A 15,959-nucleotide genomic window follows, 5' to 3' on the forward strand; every position below is an offset into this window, starting at 1 on the left:
GGCCCACCGGCTCCTGTCGACTGCCTCAGCGGGCGCCGTCGTGACGCAACCGCGGCAGCAGCTGTTTGAACGCGTCCGACGGGAAGTAGCGCAACTCGCCGTTCTTGACGGTGGCGTTGAGCGGATCCAGCCGCCCGCCGTGCAACCAGAACACGTCCTGGCTCAGCACGGCCCCTTGCTCCGCGAAGCCCCGGACGGCGGACACCAGGGGATCGAGCAGGCCCAGGTCGTCCCCGCTGAGGATCGGGACGGCGTAGAAGCGGTTGTTGCTCGGCATCGCGACCAGCGCGCCGTGCGGCAGCTTGTGCCCCAGCACCTCCTCCAGACGCAGGACGTGCGCGGCGCCAGGCAGGCCGTCCTGGCCGGTCACGACGTACAGGGCGGGTCCGCCGTTCCCGCCCGCCACGTTCTCGATCGCCAGGCGGTCGCGCGCCATGTTGCCCAGCGCGCGGACGAGCAGATCGGGGGGCGTGGCGTTCCAGCGCGGTGCGAAGTGGGCGGGGACGGCGTGGGCGGTGCCGAGCGCCCCCATCGCCACCAGGAGCGCGGCCAGGCCCCCGCCGAGCTGCGCGGTGATCGAGTCCGGGCCGAGATCGGCGACCGGGGTGACCACCAGCCGGAGCCGGGAGTCGAGCTCCTGCACGGGGATTTCGGCAAGCCGGCTGCACGGACTGTGATCGGGACACCCCTCGCCGGAGACCGTGTCGCGCCGCTTCCCTCGCCCGAACAGTGCCATTGCTCTCCCCTGTCGTCGACAACACCATGCGTGTCCTGGATGACGCGGGCGTCGTGGTCTGCGGTTCCGCCCAGGGCGGCCATGGGCCCGAACCCCCGGTCAGCCGACCTGAGTTGGGGGTTGGCCTCGGCGGGTGGGAGCCGGTACGACCTCGGAGGTGTCCAGTGGGAGGCGGGCCAGGAGATGGGCTCCCGGTCCCGCGTCCTCGACGGTGAGGGAGCCGCCCAGTTGGGTGGCGATGTCGCGGGCGATGGCCAGGCCGAGACCGGAGCCGCCCTGGTCGCGGCTGCGGGCGTCGTCGAGCCGGGTGAAGCGCTCGAAGACCCGCTCTCGGTCGGCGGGCGGGATGCCCGGGCCGTCGTCACTGACTTCCAACACCGCTGTGCCCCGGGCCCCGTCCACGCGCAGGGAGAGCAGCACGCGGTGATCGGCGTGCCGTTGTGCGTTGTCGAGCAGATTGGTGACGAGCCGGGCAAGCCGCAGCGTGCTGCCGCGCACCGTGACGTGCGGTGCGATCTCGGTGTCGACCGGGACCCGGTCCAGCTTGCGTGTACGGGCCGCTTCCCGGACGACCTCCGTGAGGTCGACCGCGTCGGAAGGGGGCGCCTGCTCGGTGTCGAGCCGGGCGAGCAGCAACAGGTCGGAGGCCAGGTCCTGGAGCCGTACGGTGTCCTCCAGGGCCCCGCTGACGAGTTCGCCCCACAGGTCGGGGTCGGGATGTGCCTGGGCCACCTCGAGTTGCGTACGGAGCACGGTGATCGGGCTGCGCAGTTCGTGCGAGGCGTCCGCGATGAACTGGCGCTGGCGGACCACGGACGCTTCGAGACGGTCAAGCGTGGTGTTCATCGTGGCTGCCAGCCGGGCGATCTCGTCCTGACTCGGCGGCACGGGTACCCGGCGGCGCAGATCGCGGTCGCTGATCTCGGCGACCTCGGCCCGGATCGCCTCGACGGGACGCAGGGCCCAGCCCGTGACCCGCCAGGTGACCAGGGCGACGGTGAGGACGAGCAGCGGCACGGCGAAGATGAGCGAGGCCCGGATGAACTCGTCCGCCGCGTCGGCCTCCCGCAGTGACGTGCCCGCGTACACGGTGACGAGGCCCTTGCTGGTGGCGGTGGTGACCTGGACGACGCGCTGACGGTGCTCCTCACGCACGGGCCCGCCCTTCCACGTGCCTCGTACGGTGCCCGCTGCGGTGGGGCGCGCGGGGGAGAGGGCGGGGCGGCCGGTCAGGTTGGGGCTGGCCGCGAGCACCCGGCCGTGGGCGTCGACGACCTGGAGGAAATCGGTGCCGCGGTCGGGTGTCAGGACGGCGTCGAGCCGGCCCTCGGCCGCGAGCCCGGCGGTGACGACGGCTTGTCGTTCGGCGTCGGTCTGGGCGTTGCGCAGCAGGTTGTTCTCCAGCAGCCCGAGCAACCCGAAGGAGGCGACGCCGAGCGCCAGCGCGACGACGACGGAGGCGCCCAGCGTGGCGCGGGCCCGCACGGAGCGGGGCCGCAGCCGCCGGGCGAGACGGCGCAGCACGGCGACGACCCGGTGAACGACGGTGCTGGGCGCGGTGGCGGCGTGTGCGTCCTGCTCAGCCACCGTCGGCCGCCAGCCGGTAGCCGGCGCCGCGCACGGTCTCCACCGCCGCCCGCCCGAAGGGCGCGTCGATCTTGCGGCGCAACGCGCTGACGTGGACCTCGACGACGTTGAGGTCGCCTTCGTAGGCGGCGTCCCACACCTGTTCAAGGATCTCCCGCTTGGGGACGACCTCACCGGCACGCCGGGCCAGATGTACGAGCACGGCGAACTCGCGGGAGGTCAGCCGGGCCTCGGCCCCACCCCGGGTGCAGCGCTGCTTGGCCGGGTCGATCACCAGGTCGCCGAACTCCATGATCTGCGGGCTGCGCCGCCCCGTGCGCCGCACGAGCGCGCGCAGCCGGGCCACGAGGACGACGTACGAGAACGGCTTGGACAGGAAGTCGTCGGCTCCGGTGTCGAGGGCCTCGGCCTCGTCGTACTCGCCGTCCTTCGCGGTCAGCATCAAGATGCCCGACTCGCAGCCCGCGGCACGCAGCCGGGCGCAGACGCGGTAGCCGTTGATCCCGGGCAGCATGATGTCGAGCACGATGACGTCGTAGTCGTGCTCGCCCGCGAGCCACAGGCCCTGCGGCCCGTCGTGGGCGACGTCCACCGAGAAGCCCTCGGCCTGAAGCCCCCGTTGTAGGGCCGCGGCCAGCCGCCGCTCGTCCTCGACCACCAGTACGCGCATGGGGTCAAGGTTCTCAGGTCGCGTCGCCCGCTTGCTGAAGGGTTCTTCAGGTCGCTTCAGCAAAGCTTCAGCATGCTCCCCGCATGCTCGGCCCGAGCCGGGCGCGTGGTCCGGTGGAACACGAGGAGCAGCCAGATGAATCAGTCCAGTCCCCAGCCTCCCGAGTACCCCGTGGGTCCGGGCGAGGAGGCTGCCGGGCCGACCGGCAAGGCGCCGGGGCGCCGCGGCCGGTTCGCCCGGCTGACCCGGCAGGGGCGCACCCGCTGGGTGGCGCTCGGGCTCGTGGTGCTGATCGGCGGCGGTGCGGCGGCCGCGGCGGTGGCGGAGCACCACCACGAGGAGCGCGGCGGCGGCCGGTACGCCGCCGAGGGCCGGAGCCATCGCGGCGGTCCGGAGAGGGACGGCCGAGGCGGTGCGAAGCAGGCGCGGGAGGCCGGGCGGGACGGCTGGGGTTCCCTGCCGGGCGGATCGGTGCAGGCCCCGGCGCCGCTTCCCGCGCTTCCGGCCGCGCAGGCCGTGGACAAGGCGACGGGTGCCGTTTCCGGCGGCAAGGTCGAATCGCTGTCGGTGGTCGCCCAGCAGGGTGGCGGCAGCGCCTGGCAGGCCGTGGTCCTCGGCCCGGACGGGGTCCGGCACCTGGTGACGCTGGCCGGCGCCGATGGAACGGTCACGAGTAACACCGTCGCCGAGCAGGGCCCGAAGACGATCCGCTGACCGCGCCGTCGCGAGCCGCTCGGCATCCGTCCACCGCTGTCCGGACGGATGCCGAGCGGAGCCGGGTCAACGACCTTGGCCTGGCGCCCACTTGAGGGCGGGCGCGCCTTCGAGCGAGTGGCGGGCCGCGGAGGGGACCGCGCCGCTACCCGTCAACGGCGGGCCTGGATCTTCAGATCTCCGCGGGTCAGCACGCGGATGTGGTCACTGGCGAGCATGGCGTGGGGGAAGCCGGGATCGATCGCGCTGACCTCGTCCAGGCGCGCCTTCTGGGCCGGGGTGAGGTCGACATCGAGGGCTCCCAGGTTCTCCCGCAGCTGCTCGACAGTTCGCGCCCCGATGATGGGCGCCGTCACCTCCGGGTTGTGCAAGGTCCACGCCAGTCCGACCTGTGCGGGGGTCCGGCCCAGTTCCGCCGCGACCTCCTTCACGACGTCCACGATGGCGAGGCTGCGCTCGGTCACCGCGCCCAGAGCCTGGTTGAAGCTCTTGCGGGTGCTCCCGGCCTGGTCGGACGCCGGCGCGGTGATGTCCTGGCGGCCGTACTTTCCGGTGAGGATCCCGCCCGCCAAGGGGGACCACAGCACGGTTCCCAGACCCAGCTCCTGGGCCATCGGCAGGAGATCACGCTCGCCTGTGCGTTCCACCAGGTTGTACTCCAGCTGCAGTGCCGTGAGGGGAGCCCAGCCGCGCAGGTCGGCGATCGTCTGCATGCGCGCGATCTGCCAGGCCGGGGTGTTGGAGATGGCGACGTAGAGGATCTTGCCCTGGCGTACCAGGTCGTCCAGGCCACGCAGAATCTCCTCCACGGGTGTGGTGGAGTCCCATACGTGCAGGTAGAGCACATCGATGTAGTCGGTGTTCAGCCGCCGCAGGCTGGTCTCGACGGCTCCGAACAGGCTCTTTCGGCCGGCGCCGCCGGAGTTGGGGTCATCGGGGCGACGCAGCGTCGTGTACTTGGTGGCGAGGACCAGACTGTCGCGCCGGTCGCGTGTGAACTCGCCGAGCATGCGCTCGGAGGTGCCGTTGGTGTAGGTGACCGCGGTGTCGATGAAGTTCCCACCCCGCTCGACGTAGTGGTCGAACAGTTTCCGCGCCTCGTCCTGCTCCGCGCCCCAGCCCAAGTCGTTGCCGAAGGTGGCCGCGCCGAGCGCGAGGGGTGAGACCCGCAGGCCGGAACGTCCCAGCTGCCGGTAGGTGTCGAGCGTGAGCGCCATCGTGTTCTCCTGTGCGGTGGTGGTTCTTGGCGTGTGTGGTGCGCGCGGGCAGGTCGCGGGCCCGTGGATGTGCACCAGCGGTCGAGCCCCTTCGGGGAGCGGGGCGGCATCGCCGTCGGCGCACCGCGTTTCCCCGGTGGTGAGCGCCGCAGGCAGGGCAAGCCCCTTCGGCGTGGGAGAAGCACCCGTAACCGGGGACCTCCCCACTTGCCTCACCGTACACTGAACCGGGGACCTCCCCGAAACGTTTTCCCAGACTTGTCCGCACTCACGATCGCGAAGGTCATGACACCTCCACGCAGCACCCTGCGCGCCGACGCGCAGCGCAACCGCGAGCAGCTGATCGCCACGGCCGCCGAAGCCTTCGCATCCGGACGGGCCATCTCGCTGGACGCGATCGCCAAGCGCGCGGGAGTGGGCAATGCCACCCTGTACCGGCACTTCCCCACCCGGGAGGATCTGGTCGAAGAGGTCTACCGGGACCAGATCCGCCCCCTGCGCGATGCCGCGCGCACCCTGCTGGCCACCGAGTCGCCCGCACAGGCGCTCCACGCGTGGATGCTCCGGTTCGCCGACTGGGCCGGTGAACGGCGCGGCATCTGCGAGGCCCTGGTCGCCATGAGCGCTTCCGGCCGCTTCGGCACCGGGCCGGTGTGCGACGAGGTACAGCAGGTCCTGGCGATGGTGATCGAGGCAGGCGCCGCGGCGGGGGAGCTGCGCCCCGACATCGACCCGGCCGACGTGGGCAGCATCCTCGCCGGTCTGCTCTCCGTGGCAGGCGCACCCGAGCAGCGCCCCCAGCTGACCCGCATGCTGGCCGTCGTCGTCGACGGACTCAGGCCCCGCTAGACGTTCGCGAATCGCCGTGCCCGCAGCGGTCGTTCGCTGGGCGCGGCGCGGCCGTGGGCGCTACCTCAGCAGTTTGTCGGCGCCGTGCCGCGGCCCCCAACTTGCCGAAGCGGCACGGCAAGAGACCGCCAAGCGGCCTTCTTCGGGACGGCTCCAGCGCGCGTCCCCCCTCACCGCGCCCAGATCGCACTGCGGCCGACGTCGGCGGGCCGCAGAAAGCAGATCGCTCAGACCGTGGAACCCCGAACTGATCCCCTCGCGAAGGCGAGAATGTCGGGAATCGCGTCGAGCAGGCTCGCATAGTGACGGTGTACGCCGTCGACGGGTGCCGGGGTATTGACGCCCCAGACCGTCATGTTGGCTCGCAGTCCGGACTCGACGCCGGACGGCGCGTCCTCGATGACCAGGCACTCCTCCGGCTTCGCGCCGAGGCGCTCCGCGGCCAGCAGGTAGGGGACCGGCGATGGTTTTCCTTCCTCGACGGCGGCGGCGTCCACGACCACGTCCGGGACCGGTAGGTCAGTGCGGGCGAACCGACCTCGCACCCGGTGCTCGTAGTTCGAGGTGACCAGCGCCCAACGGCCCGACGGCAAGCCGCTCAGCAGCTCCGACGCGCCGTCGAACGCGCCGTAGACACCGGATCGGACGTCTTCGTCCTCGAGTTCATGCAATGCGGCCAGGCACTGCCGCGGGTCCTGCTGCGGGGCCACCGCAGCGAAGGTCTCCATGGGGCGCGTCCGCAGCGCGACCTCGTAGACCGAGGCGCCGTCGAGTCCGTACCTCCGTGCCCACATCTCCCAGACCCGACGCTGGTTGGCCACCGCGTCGATCAATGTTCCGTCGACATCGAAGAGGACGTACTGAGCAGGGCCCGGGCGGGGCGGTTCGCTGGTCACGCCGCGATCATGCCATCCGGCCGGGTGCGGGGCAGCACTTGCCAAACAGACCTGATCACCCGTCAGTTCTTCTTCAGCTCCTGCGCGAGCATCACAAGGATGCCGCTGGGGCCGCGGACGTAGGTGAGCTTGTAGATGTCCTCATAGGTCGCCACACCGCGAAGGGGATGGCATCCGTGCCTTGCGGCCGTCTCAAGGGCTTCGTCGATGTCGTCGACGGAGAAGGCGACGCGATGCATGCCGATGTCGTTGGGACGCGTGGGCTCCGACTCGATCGGCTCGGGGTGGACGTATTCGAAGAGCTCAAGGTGACCCTGGCCGTCCGGCGTCTGCAGCATCGCGATCCTGGCGTGATTGCCGTCGAGGCCGACGGCGGTGTCCGTCCAGTCACCACTCACCGTGTCGCGGCCGAGGACCGTGAGGCCGAGGTCGGTGAAGAAGGAGATCGCTGCTTCGAGGTCGCGCACGGTGATGCCGACGTTCTCAAGTTTGATGGCCATCGGCGCACGCTATCGACGCGGGCCGGGCTCGCGTGTCCTTTGCATGGGGGGCTCGTTGACGCGGTGATGCCGAAGACACCCCCAGCACCCCGAGAAACTCGTAGGGATGGCGCGCCCGTGGTCGTCATCGGAGCGGGGCCCAGCGGCCTTGCTGTCGCGGCGACCGTGCGCCGGACAGGCGTTCCGGTCGTGGTGGTGGAGCGCGGGGAACAGGTAGGCGTGAGCTGGGCGCAGCGCTATGACCACCTGCGGCTGCACACTGCCCGGGGCGGATCGCACTTGCCCGGTCTCGCGCTGCCTCGCCGGTTCGGCCCGTGGGTGGCGCGCGACGACTTCGTCCAATACCTGGAGCGCTACCGCGCACACCATCGCCTGGAGGTGCGGCTGACGACCCGGGCGCGACGCATCGAGGCCGTTCCAGCCGCTTCCGGATCCGGTACGGCAGGCCCGCACTGGAAGGTGTGGGCCGGTGACGAGACCATCGCGGCGCGGGCGGTGGTGGTGGCCACCGGGCGCTGCCACACGCCGCGCGTGCCCGACTGGCCCGGACGTGAATCGTTCAGCGGCGACTTCCTGCACTCCGCCGACTACCGCAACCCCGCGCCCTACCGGGGGCGCTCGGTCCTCGTGGTGGGCGCCGGCAACAGCGGCACCGAGATCGCCAGCGTGCTGGCCCGGGCCGGCGCGAGGAAGGTGTGGATCGCGTTGCGGACCCCGCCGAACATCCTGCCGCGCAGCTCCAGCCGCTGGCACACCGTCGGGCGCATGACGGAGTTCCTGCCCCTGTCCTGGCGCGACCGTTCCGCGCTGCTGATGCAGCGCTGCGCGGTGGCCGACCTCACCCCGTTCGGCGTGGCTCGCCCCACCGCCGGGCCGTTCACGCGCAATGCGCGCGAGGGAAACAACCCGGTCCTGGACCACGGCTTCGTCCAGTCGGTACGGGCCCGTTCGGTCCAGCCCGTGGCTGCCGTAATCGCCTTTGCCGGTCCGCGAGTTGAGCTGGCCGACGGCTCTCAACTGGTCCCTGACACCGTGATCGCCGCTACCGGCTACCGGCCTCACCTCGAGTCACTGCTGCCCGGCAACGACATGCTCGACGGGCTCGGGCAGCCGGTCGTGCACGGCGCGCGGACGATCCCGGGAGCGCCCCATCTGTACTTCGCGGGGTTCACCAACCCCCTCAGCGGCGCCCTCCACCAGGCCGGTGTGGAGGCCCGCGCCATCGCCCGTGCGATCGCGGCCCAGTACCCGTCCGTTCCCGGACAGCGCAGCGCCGCCTCCAACTCCGCGTCCGATTCGGTGAGTTCCGCCCCATGACAGGACGAGATCCGTACCCGGCACTGCCCGGCGAAGGACAGCACGGGCCGGCGCACACGCTGCTGCCCCACCTCTGTTTCGCCGAACGCCCACCGCACCGCGACCGTGGCCAGGCGCAGGCCGCGCCCCAGGTTCCCGCGCAGCACAGACCGCCGACGGCGAGGACCCCGGGCACCAGCGTCGGCCCGCCTCGGTTGCTGCTGAGCGGCATCAGCAAGTCCTACGGGCCCACTCGGGTCCTCGACGGCATCGACCTCACGGTGCCGCCGGGCGCCCTGGTGGGCGTGGCGGGGGAGAACGGGGCGGGCAAGAGCACGCTGCTGCGCATCGCCGTAGGGCAGCTGGCACCCGACCGCGGCCGCGTCGCTCGGTCGGGCGTCCTCGGCTACTGCCCGCAGCGGATCCACCTGGACGACACCCTGACCGTGGCCCAGCACTTGCGCCTTTTCCAGGCCGCCTACCGGCTCGCCGATCTCGACCGGGCCGGTGAACTCCTCCGCGTGCTGAACTTCGCCGACAGCCGGCATCAGCGCCTGGGCCGGCTCAGCGGCGGCACCCGCCAAAAGCTCAACCTCACGCTCGCCCTGATGCACGCCCCCGACCTGCTCATCCTGGACGAGCCCCACCAAGGCTTCGACTGGACCACCTATGAGCGCTTCTGGACCTTGGTGAGCCACCTCCGCGACGACGGGTGCGCGATCGTCGTCGTCTCCCATCTCCTGCACGACCAGGCACGCTTCGACACGGTCCACCACCTCCGCGCCGGTCGTCTCACACCGCTCGCGCAAGGAGAACCCCGATGAGGCCGTGGACCACGGCGTTTCTGGTGGCGCTGCGCCTGACCCTGCTCGGGCACGTGCACAACCGCCTCGCCGTGCTGATGGCCGTCGTCTTCATCCCGGGATGGGTGTGGATCGGAGGTGCTTCGCTGGCGCACACCCCCCTGACGTTCCGACTGGACGTCCTCGACGTCCAGGTCGTCAGCGACGTCAGCCAGGCCACTCAGATCACCAGCTCCTTGCCCGGCGCCGCCACGGTGATCGGCTTCATGATGTTCATGACGACGTTCAAGGCCCGGGAGATGGACCAGCGGCTCGTTCTCGCCGGGTACCCCCGCACCGCGCTGACCCTCGCCCGCTTCACCGCCATGATCGCCGTCGCCGCCCTGCTGGCAGTGCAGATCACGGCAGTGCTCCGTCTGGCCGTGGGGGCGCCGCAGCCCGGGATGCTCTGGCTGGCGGGCTGGGCCGCGGCACTGGCCTACGGGGGCATCGGCACCCTGCTCGGCGCGTCGCTGCGCAGCGAGCTGAGCGGGTTGTTCGTCGTGATCGCGTGCATCTTCGTCGAACTCACCCTCCAGAACCCACTGACCAACCCGCGCGCGGACCAGCCATGGCTGGTCCTGCTGCCCCTGTTCGGGCCCAGCCAGACCACGGCCGCCGCCGCGTTCACCCACACCAGCCCCGGCCTCTCCTACGCGGCGCTCGGCGTGCTGTGGTGCCTGGTCACCAGCGGTGCCGCGGCGGCGGTCCTGGCCGTTCGGACCCGCGGGTGCGGCGCGGCCGCTTCACCGGCGGACACCTCCCGTTCCCCGCGGCTGCCCTCGCCCCACACCGCCGCCGAGACCGGGCACGGCCCGGTCACCAGGCGGCGGGCATCGGAGCCCACCTGACGCGGCCTGATCCCAGGAGCCCGCAGCGTGCGGCGCGTGTCCCAGAGGTCGGCACTCACGCGCTGCTCGGGGTCATCCGCCGATCTACACGCAAGTAACATCCAGGCCATGTCAATAAGCACCAGGCTGGAAGGGTCGGTCAAAGCAGGGCTCGCGCTGCTGGCCGTCGCCGCACTCGCCGCCACACTGAACCGAGCGACGCATACCGACGAGGGCGCCGCGAACTGGATCTCGTACTTCACCAATCTCTCGAATTTGTTCGGTGTCGCCGTCCTTCTGACGAGTGCGGTGGCCCTGTTGCGGGGCACCCGCCCCGTCCCGGACCTGGTGCGGGGCGCCGCCACCCTCTATCTGGTGATCACCGGAGCGGTCTACTGGAGCCTGCTTGCCGGAACCATCGACGCGAACACGATCATCTGGGCCAACGACGTCGTGCACGGCGTCATGCCGGTCCTCTTCCTCGCCGACTGGCTCCTGCGCCCTCCGCCGCGCCCCATCCCGTGGACCAAGGCCCTCCCGTGGCTGGCCTTCCCGCTGCTCTACCTCGCCTACTCGCTGCTGCGCGGACCGAGCGCGGGCTGGTACCCCTACGACTTCCTCGACCCGCGCAACCCGGGAGGCTACGGGCACGTGGCGACCTGGTCGGTGATCATCACGCTGGCGTTCGCGATGGTGGCGTCCCTGCTCGTCCTGTACGCCAACGCGCGGAGCAGGAGCGGCGGAACGGGCGGCGCGGGCGGCATCGGCGAGCGGGACGGGCGGGACCAGGAACTGACGGCGGCCTGACGGCAGCTGGGCAGCAGGAGCTGATCCGGCCGGTGGTTTTCCGGCCCAGGGGCCCTCATCGAGGGGGTTCCGGGAGACCGCCTGAGCGCTCTGCCGCTCGGGGGCAGGGCCCGGGGCGTGCGGCCACGGCCGAGCGGGCGGCCATCGCAGGCGCCCCGGGACGGTGAGTCCCGGGGTGCCTGGGGTTGTCCCCACCCCGGGCCGGGTGGTCGCCCCATCGTGCCGCCCGCCGCGCCCCCGACACGATGGGGGAGGCGCGGGACGACGCGTCGACCCGAGGACGACGCGCGGCGCTGGACCGGGACCGGACTCACCATCGGGGACACACATGACCTCATATCCACGTGCGGTGGCCGGTCTGGTCGCACTGGTCGCGGTGGTCGGCGGCGCGGTGGGAGCGCGGGGCGACGACGGTTCGGCACGGCAGAACGCCGCGCATGCGACCACCGCTCATACCGCCGCCGACGACGCCCGGCTTCGCGTACTCCTGCACCAGCTGACCACGACGGACGGCGGTCCCGGGGCGCTCCTCGCAGTGACGGGCCGTCCCGGCACCACCGTGCTGACCAGCGGCGTCGCCGACGTGAAGAGCCGCGCGCCGATGCGTGGCGTCAGCCGGTTCCGGATCGGCAGCATGACCAAGCCGTTCGTGGCGACCGTCGTGCTTCAGCTGGCGGGAGAGGGCCGCGTGGGCCTCGACGCACCCGTGGAGCGCTACCTGCCGGGCATCGTGCGGGGCCACGGCAACGACGGACGACGGATCACCGTCCGCCAGCTGCTCCAGCACACCAGCGGCATCCCGGACTATCTGGACCACCTCCCGCCGCAGGACGTCCTCGGCCATCCCCTGGCCCATTACGACCCCCGCGACCTGGTGAAGCTCGCGCTCGCGCACCCTCCTGCGTTCACGCCAGGCAGCGGCTGGAGCTATTCCAACACCGGTTACTTGCTGGCCGGCCTGCTCATCGAGCGGGTGACCGGCCACCCGTACGGCGATGAGATCCGCCGACGCGTCATCGAACCGCTCGACCTGCGTCAGACGTCCGTCCCGGGCGACGACGCGGAGATGCGCGGGCCCCACCCGCGCGGCTACGCCCGGCCGGGCACGGACGCTCCGCTCCAGGACATCACCGCGTTCAACCCCACGCTCGCGGGGGCGAGCGGCTCGATGATCTCCAGCGGCGCCGACTTCAACCGCTTCCTGGACGCACTCGTGCACGGCAAGCTGCTCCGCCCCGCCCAGCTCCACGAGATGATGACGACCCGTCCGACCGGAAGCCCCGACGGCGGGGCCTACGGCCTCGGCCTGGAGAGTCACCCCCTGCCGTGCGGCGGTCTCGCCTGGGGACACGACGGCGGCGTCCCGGGCTTCCAGACGACCGGCGCCGCCACGGCCGACCGTCAGGCCACGGTGATGGTGAACCTCTACCCGGGCGGTACCGACGCCCAGAACGCCGACATGGCATCCATCGTCCAGACCGCCCTGTGTGAAGGCCGCGCGCCGGGAGCGCACCAGAACGCGGCACTCTCCGGGTCGGAGGTCGGCGGCCCGTGAACGTGCCCCGCCCGCTCGCCCGGGGGCGGGCCGGAACTCCGAACCGAGCGCCCGGCGCAGGCCCCGCGACGCACCCCGAACGACCGCAGCGGATCGACCCCTTCGGGAATCGCGCCACGTCAGGGCGATGAGTTTGCCCGCTGCCTGAAGTCTCCCCTTCGACACCCAGCCCCGACGGGGCAAGAGGTCAGGCGTCCCCAGACGACGGAGAAGAGGTGGAGGCCACCATGGGCAATCCGATTCGGCTGTACATGTCGATGTCGCTCGACGGCTACATCGCCGGTCCGGACGATCGACCGGGCCAGGAGCTCGGGCGCGCCGGTGGTCGTCTGTTCAACTGGCTCGACGACCCGGGAATCCGACGGGCCCAGCGGCCAGATCTACCGCGAGGCGCTGGAGACCGGCGCGCTGATCTCCGGCCGCAGGACGTTCGAACTCGCCGGACGCTGGCAGGGCGACCATCATGACGGCGTGCCCATCTTCGTCCTCACCCACCACGTGGACGACGGTGACGTGCCACCCGGCCACGCGCACTTCGTCACCGACGTCGAGGACTGCGCCCGGCAGGCCCGTGCGGCCGCCGGGGACCGGCCGGTCATGGTCCATGGGGCGAGCGCGGCCCAGGCGCTTCTGCGAGCCGGGCAACTCGCCGAGATGGAGATCCACCTGATCCCGGTGCTCCTCGGAGCGGGCCGGCGCCTGTTCGACCACCTCGGTAGTGATCACATCGAACTCGACCTCGTCCGACGGCTCGACGACCGAGACGTCACGCATCTGCGCTACCGGGTGCGCCGGACCGGGGAGGCCGCGTGAAGACGCTCTTCGTCTCCTACCGCGTCACCGACCTGGACCGCTCGCTCGGGTTCTACACCGCCCTGGGCTACGTCGAACTCGGCAGGGTCGAGGGCGGCGACGCGGGCCACCTCGTGATCCTCGGCTTCCCCGGCGAACCGGCGGCCTCGCTCGAACTGGTCCACCGCCCCGCGGGCGGCCGCGTCGACGTGGGCACCGGCTTCGACCACCTGGCGATCCAGGTGGACACGCTGACCGACACCCTGGAACGGCTGGCCGAAGCGGGCCTGGAACCGGGGCCCGTCCAGTATCCGGGCGGCCCGCGCGGCCCGAAGACTGCGTGGCTCACCGACCCGGACGGCTACCGGATCGAGTTGGTGGAGTGGCCGCCGGGACATCCCGATGGCATGACCGCCGCCGACTTCTCCTGAGCGGTTCGGCGAGCGGAGGCAGAAGTCCGCTCGGGCGGGGGCGGCGCTCGGGTCCGAGGCGCCTCGCCGACCGGGGGAGGACCGCACCGGGTTCCGGCACCAGCTGTGGGGCAGAGCCCGTCAGGTCTGGTGGTTTCGCAGGTACGCCAACGGGCCTTCCCGCACGCCCCGTTGGCCGTCGGCCCCGTCGACGAGGAAGGCTCTGCGGGCGCGTTCGTAGTCTTCACGGTGGAAGGGCTTCGGCTGCTGCGGGGCCAGCCAGAGGATCAGAGGGCGGACACCGGCCCGGCGGTAGGCCGCCAGTTTGTGATGGCCGTCGAGGAGATATCCCACCGGGCCGGACGGGGCCGGGAGCAGAACAATCAGCGCGGGCAGGCCGCCCCTCCTGATCCGCCGCGCATGGTCCCGTATGACGCCTTCGCGGCGCGGCGGCCAGTTGTCGGTGGGCAGCAGGGTGAGGTCCTCCTCCGGGTACCACTGCTCGACCTCATGGCCGCGTGGGTGGACGATGCGGAGGTGGTGGGGAGCCGGTTGGACCGTCATCACATATCGGCCCGGTGCCAGCAGCGTCAGCAGTGGCCGGAGCCGTCGCGGGTCGGGCGGCAGGTGGTGGCCGGTGGCGGGGTCCACCTTGAGATCCGGGCAGCCCAGCCATTCGGTGAGGGCTTTGACTTCGCTGATGCGGGGTGCGTCGGCTCCCGCCCGGGCGGCCAGTTGCCCGATGCTGCCCCGACCGTCGCCGCCCTCCAGCAGCACGGGGGCGCCGGCGAGTACGAGCAGGCTGGTCCTGGCATCCCCGGTGACCTCGATGACGCCGAGTCCGTCCGGGACTTCGCAGATGACGGCGGGCGGGGGTGGAGGGGGTTTGGCGGCCATCGGTCGAGTTTAGGGGGCCTGTCACCTGGACGATCTGGCCGCTCCACCCAGCGGGTGCCGCGGCGCCCTGCGGGACGCTGTCGCCGCGGTGGCCGTGGAGCGTGGCAAGGCGTCAGTGGGGTGGCCCACCGGTGGAAGCTGGGGTGTCGTGGTCTTGCTTCCGGAGGGCGTGTAGGAAGGTACCGCTATGTCCTTCGTCAAGCGGGGCGGGAAGTTCGCCAACGTCCCCGACATCGGCATGCGCGGGAGGTACCGCCGCAGAGCGGTGCGGAACGCGCTGATGCGGTGCCGGGCCAGGCGCAAGTGGGCTTGTGCGCGGGTGTCTCCGGACACTGGCGCTGCCAACAGCACGGTCCGAGCCCGCTTCAGACGGGGCGGCGCACCATGGTGGACGACGTCGGTGGTGGGCACATGGCTGGGCGAGACGCCGTGCCGAGATTCCGCGGGGTGCCCGGCGGACCGGGGCGCTACGGTTCGGGGTTCGACCGACGGCTGGCGGCGGGATGTCTGGCCGCCGGAGCGGTGGCGTACAACGACTGGCTTCTGCAGTTCTGGGTGGCGACGGGGCTGGACCAACGGAATTCCTACGTCAGTGAGGCCTTTGCCACCGACCAGCCCTGTCGACTGCTGTTCAGTGCGGTGGAGGTGGTCACAGCCGTCTTGGTGCTGACCGCCGCGTGCCTGGCCGTGCGGACGCGGCCGGGGAGCTGGCCTGCCGCCGGGTGGGGCGCGCTGGCGATGTTCGGGGCATGTTCGCTCGTGGACGTGGCATTCCCGATACCGTGCGCGCCCTCGCTGGAGGCGAGGTGCCCGGTGGACAGCGTGGCACACACGCTGACCAGCGGGCTGGTGCATTTCGCTCTGTTCGCCTCGATGGCTGCCTTCGTGATCGCGTCCCGGTCGGGTTCTGCTGAGGGGGTGTGGGCGGGACGTTGGGCGTGCCGGCTGCTGCCGGTGTCCTTGGCCGCGGCGGTCCTGTCCGCCGGACCGTACGTGGGCCTTCCCGGCGGACAGGGAGTGGCCCAGCGGGTTCATCTGATCACCGTGGGCCTGTGGCTGGGGCTGTTGGCGGTCTCCCTGAGGCGGGGCGCCGCGTCGAGCACTCACCGGGCTTTGGACCGCTGAAGGACCGGCGAACGTCCCCGCGAGGCCGGACCGCGTCCGCGGCTGCCCTCTTGCGTGCCAAGTACCCGGTAGCCCGGGTGGATCGGGCTCCCGCCGACCGGACCAGCTGCATCGCCGACGCGGCCGGTCCTCCCGCAGGGTCTGCCGGGGTGGCGCCTCGGGCGTCGGACGGAAAGGACTCGTTCCGCCGCCGACTATGCTCCCTGTCGTGCCGTCCGCTCCTCCGTACGTACGGC

The 15,959-nt window shown here is 71.6% G+C and carries 16 protein-coding genes and 1 pseudogene; 10 read left to right on the forward strand and 7 right to left on the reverse strand.

Features of this window, described 5'->3' with window-relative positions; translation table 11 throughout:
• Positions 1 to 25: 25 nt before the first annotated feature.
• From AC07F3_RS16050 to AC07F3_RS16060, 3 genes are all read right to left on the reverse strand, one after another.
• Positions 26 to 643: a hypothetical protein gene (locus tag AC07F3_RS16050; RefSeq protein WP_479114436.1), complete on the reverse strand. Its 618-nt coding sequence runs from the start codon at positions 641 to 643 to the stop codon at positions 26 to 28.
• Positions 644 to 835: 192 nt separating this feature from the next.
• On the reverse strand, positions 836 to 2,323 hold the full coding sequence (locus AC07F3_RS16055; protein ID WP_479114437.1) for a sensor histidine kinase: 1,488 nt from the start codon (positions 2,321 to 2,323) through the stop codon (positions 836 to 838).
• Positions 2,316 to 2,993 carry a response regulator transcription factor gene (locus AC07F3_RS16060; protein ID WP_479114439.1) on the reverse strand — a complete coding sequence of 226 codons (678 nt, stop codon included), beginning with the start codon at positions 2,991 to 2,993 and terminating at the stop codon, positions 2,316 to 2,318. The genes AC07F3_RS16055 and AC07F3_RS16060 overlap by 8 nt, the downstream gene beginning before the upstream one ends.
• Before the next feature lie 135 nt (positions 2,994 to 3,128).
• On the opposite strand from AC07F3_RS16060, the gene AC07F3_RS16065 reads away from it, so the two are divergent.
• Positions 3,129 to 3,707: a hypothetical protein gene (locus tag AC07F3_RS16065; protein WP_479114441.1), complete on the forward strand. Its 579-nt coding sequence runs from the start codon at positions 3,129 to 3,131 to the stop codon at positions 3,705 to 3,707.
• A gap of 152 nt (positions 3,708 to 3,859) precedes the next feature.
• On the opposite strand, the gene AC07F3_RS16070 is transcribed toward AC07F3_RS16065, so the two are convergent.
• On the reverse strand, positions 3,860 to 4,924 hold the full coding sequence (locus AC07F3_RS16070; protein ID WP_479114443.1) for an aldo/keto reductase: 1,065 nt from the start codon (positions 4,922 to 4,924) through the stop codon (positions 3,860 to 3,862).
• Positions 4,925 to 5,209: 285 nt separating this feature from the next.
• Between AC07F3_RS16070 and AC07F3_RS16075 the strand changes: the two genes are divergently transcribed.
• Entirely contained in the window at positions 5,210 to 5,773 is a 564-nt protein-coding gene (locus AC07F3_RS16075) for a TetR/AcrR family transcriptional regulator (RefSeq protein ID WP_479114445.1), read from the forward strand.
• A 227-nt stretch (positions 5,774 to 6,000) separates the two neighbouring features.
• Here AC07F3_RS16075 and AC07F3_RS16080 read toward each other — a convergent pair whose 3' ends face one another.
• Together AC07F3_RS16080 and AC07F3_RS16085 are read right to left on the reverse strand one after the other, a co-directional pair.
• Entirely contained in the window at positions 6,001 to 6,669 is a 669-nt protein-coding gene (locus AC07F3_RS16080; RefSeq protein WP_479114446.1) for an HAD-IA family hydrolase, read from the reverse strand.
• Positions 6,670 to 6,731: 62 nt separating this feature from the next.
• Complete coding sequence (locus AC07F3_RS16085) at positions 6,732 to 7,169, reverse strand: VOC family protein (RefSeq protein ID WP_479114448.1); 438 nt, start codon at positions 7,167 to 7,169, stop codon at positions 6,732 to 6,734.
• 117 nt (positions 7,170 to 7,286) lie between these two features.
• On the opposite strand from AC07F3_RS16085, the gene AC07F3_RS16090 reads away from it, so the two are divergent.
• The 7 genes and pseudogenes from AC07F3_RS16090 (at position 7,287) to AC07F3_RS16120 (ending at position 13,722) form a co-directional block, all read left to right on the forward strand.
• Positions 7,287 to 8,486: a flavin-containing monooxygenase gene (locus AC07F3_RS16090; protein ID WP_479114450.1), complete on the forward strand. Its 1,200-nt coding sequence runs from the start codon at positions 7,287 to 7,289 to the stop codon at positions 8,484 to 8,486.
• Positions 8,483 to 9,289: an ABC transporter ATP-binding protein gene (locus AC07F3_RS16095; protein ID WP_479114451.1), complete on the forward strand. Its 807-nt coding sequence runs from the start codon at positions 8,483 to 8,485 to the stop codon at positions 9,287 to 9,289. The genes AC07F3_RS16090 and AC07F3_RS16095 overlap by 4 nt, the downstream gene beginning before the upstream one ends.
• Positions 9,286 to 10,158, forward strand: coding sequence for a hypothetical protein (locus AC07F3_RS16100; protein ID WP_479114453.1), 873 nt, complete (start codon positions 9,286 to 9,288; stop codon positions 10,156 to 10,158). Before AC07F3_RS16095 ends, AC07F3_RS16100 begins: the two co-directional genes overlap by 4 nt.
• A gap of 108 nt (positions 10,159 to 10,266) precedes the next feature.
• On the forward strand, positions 10,267 to 10,944 hold the full coding sequence (locus AC07F3_RS16105; protein ID WP_479114455.1) for a Pr6Pr family membrane protein: 678 nt from the start codon (positions 10,267 to 10,269) through the stop codon (positions 10,942 to 10,944).
• Between the two features lie 328 nt (positions 10,945 to 11,272).
• Entirely contained in the window at positions 11,273 to 12,499 is a 1,227-nt protein-coding gene (locus AC07F3_RS16110; protein ID WP_479114457.1) for a serine hydrolase domain-containing protein, read from the forward strand.
• 227 nt (positions 12,500 to 12,726) lie between these two features.
• Positions 12,727 to 13,312: pseudogene (locus AC07F3_RS16115) on the forward strand (dihydrofolate reductase family protein).
• Complete coding sequence (locus AC07F3_RS16120; RefSeq protein WP_479114459.1) at positions 13,309 to 13,722, forward strand: VOC family protein; 414 nt, start codon at positions 13,309 to 13,311, stop codon at positions 13,720 to 13,722. Before AC07F3_RS16115 ends, AC07F3_RS16120 begins: the two are co-directional and overlap by 4 nt.
• 120 nt (positions 13,723 to 13,842) lie before the next feature.
• On the opposite strand, the gene AC07F3_RS16125 is transcribed toward AC07F3_RS16120, so the two are convergent.
• Positions 13,843 to 14,598, reverse strand: coding sequence for a hypothetical protein (locus AC07F3_RS16125; protein WP_479114461.1), 756 nt, complete (start codon positions 14,596 to 14,598; stop codon positions 13,843 to 13,845).
• A 522-nt stretch (positions 14,599 to 15,120) separates the two neighbouring features.
• Here AC07F3_RS16125 and AC07F3_RS16130 point away from each other — a divergent pair.
• Entirely contained in the window at positions 15,121 to 15,723 is a 603-nt protein-coding gene (locus AC07F3_RS16130; protein WP_479114462.1) for a DUF998 domain-containing protein, read from the forward strand.
• Positions 15,724 to 15,959: the final 236 nt, after the last annotated feature.

It is taken from the genome of Streptomyces sp. NPDC045846, assembly GCF_056431605.1.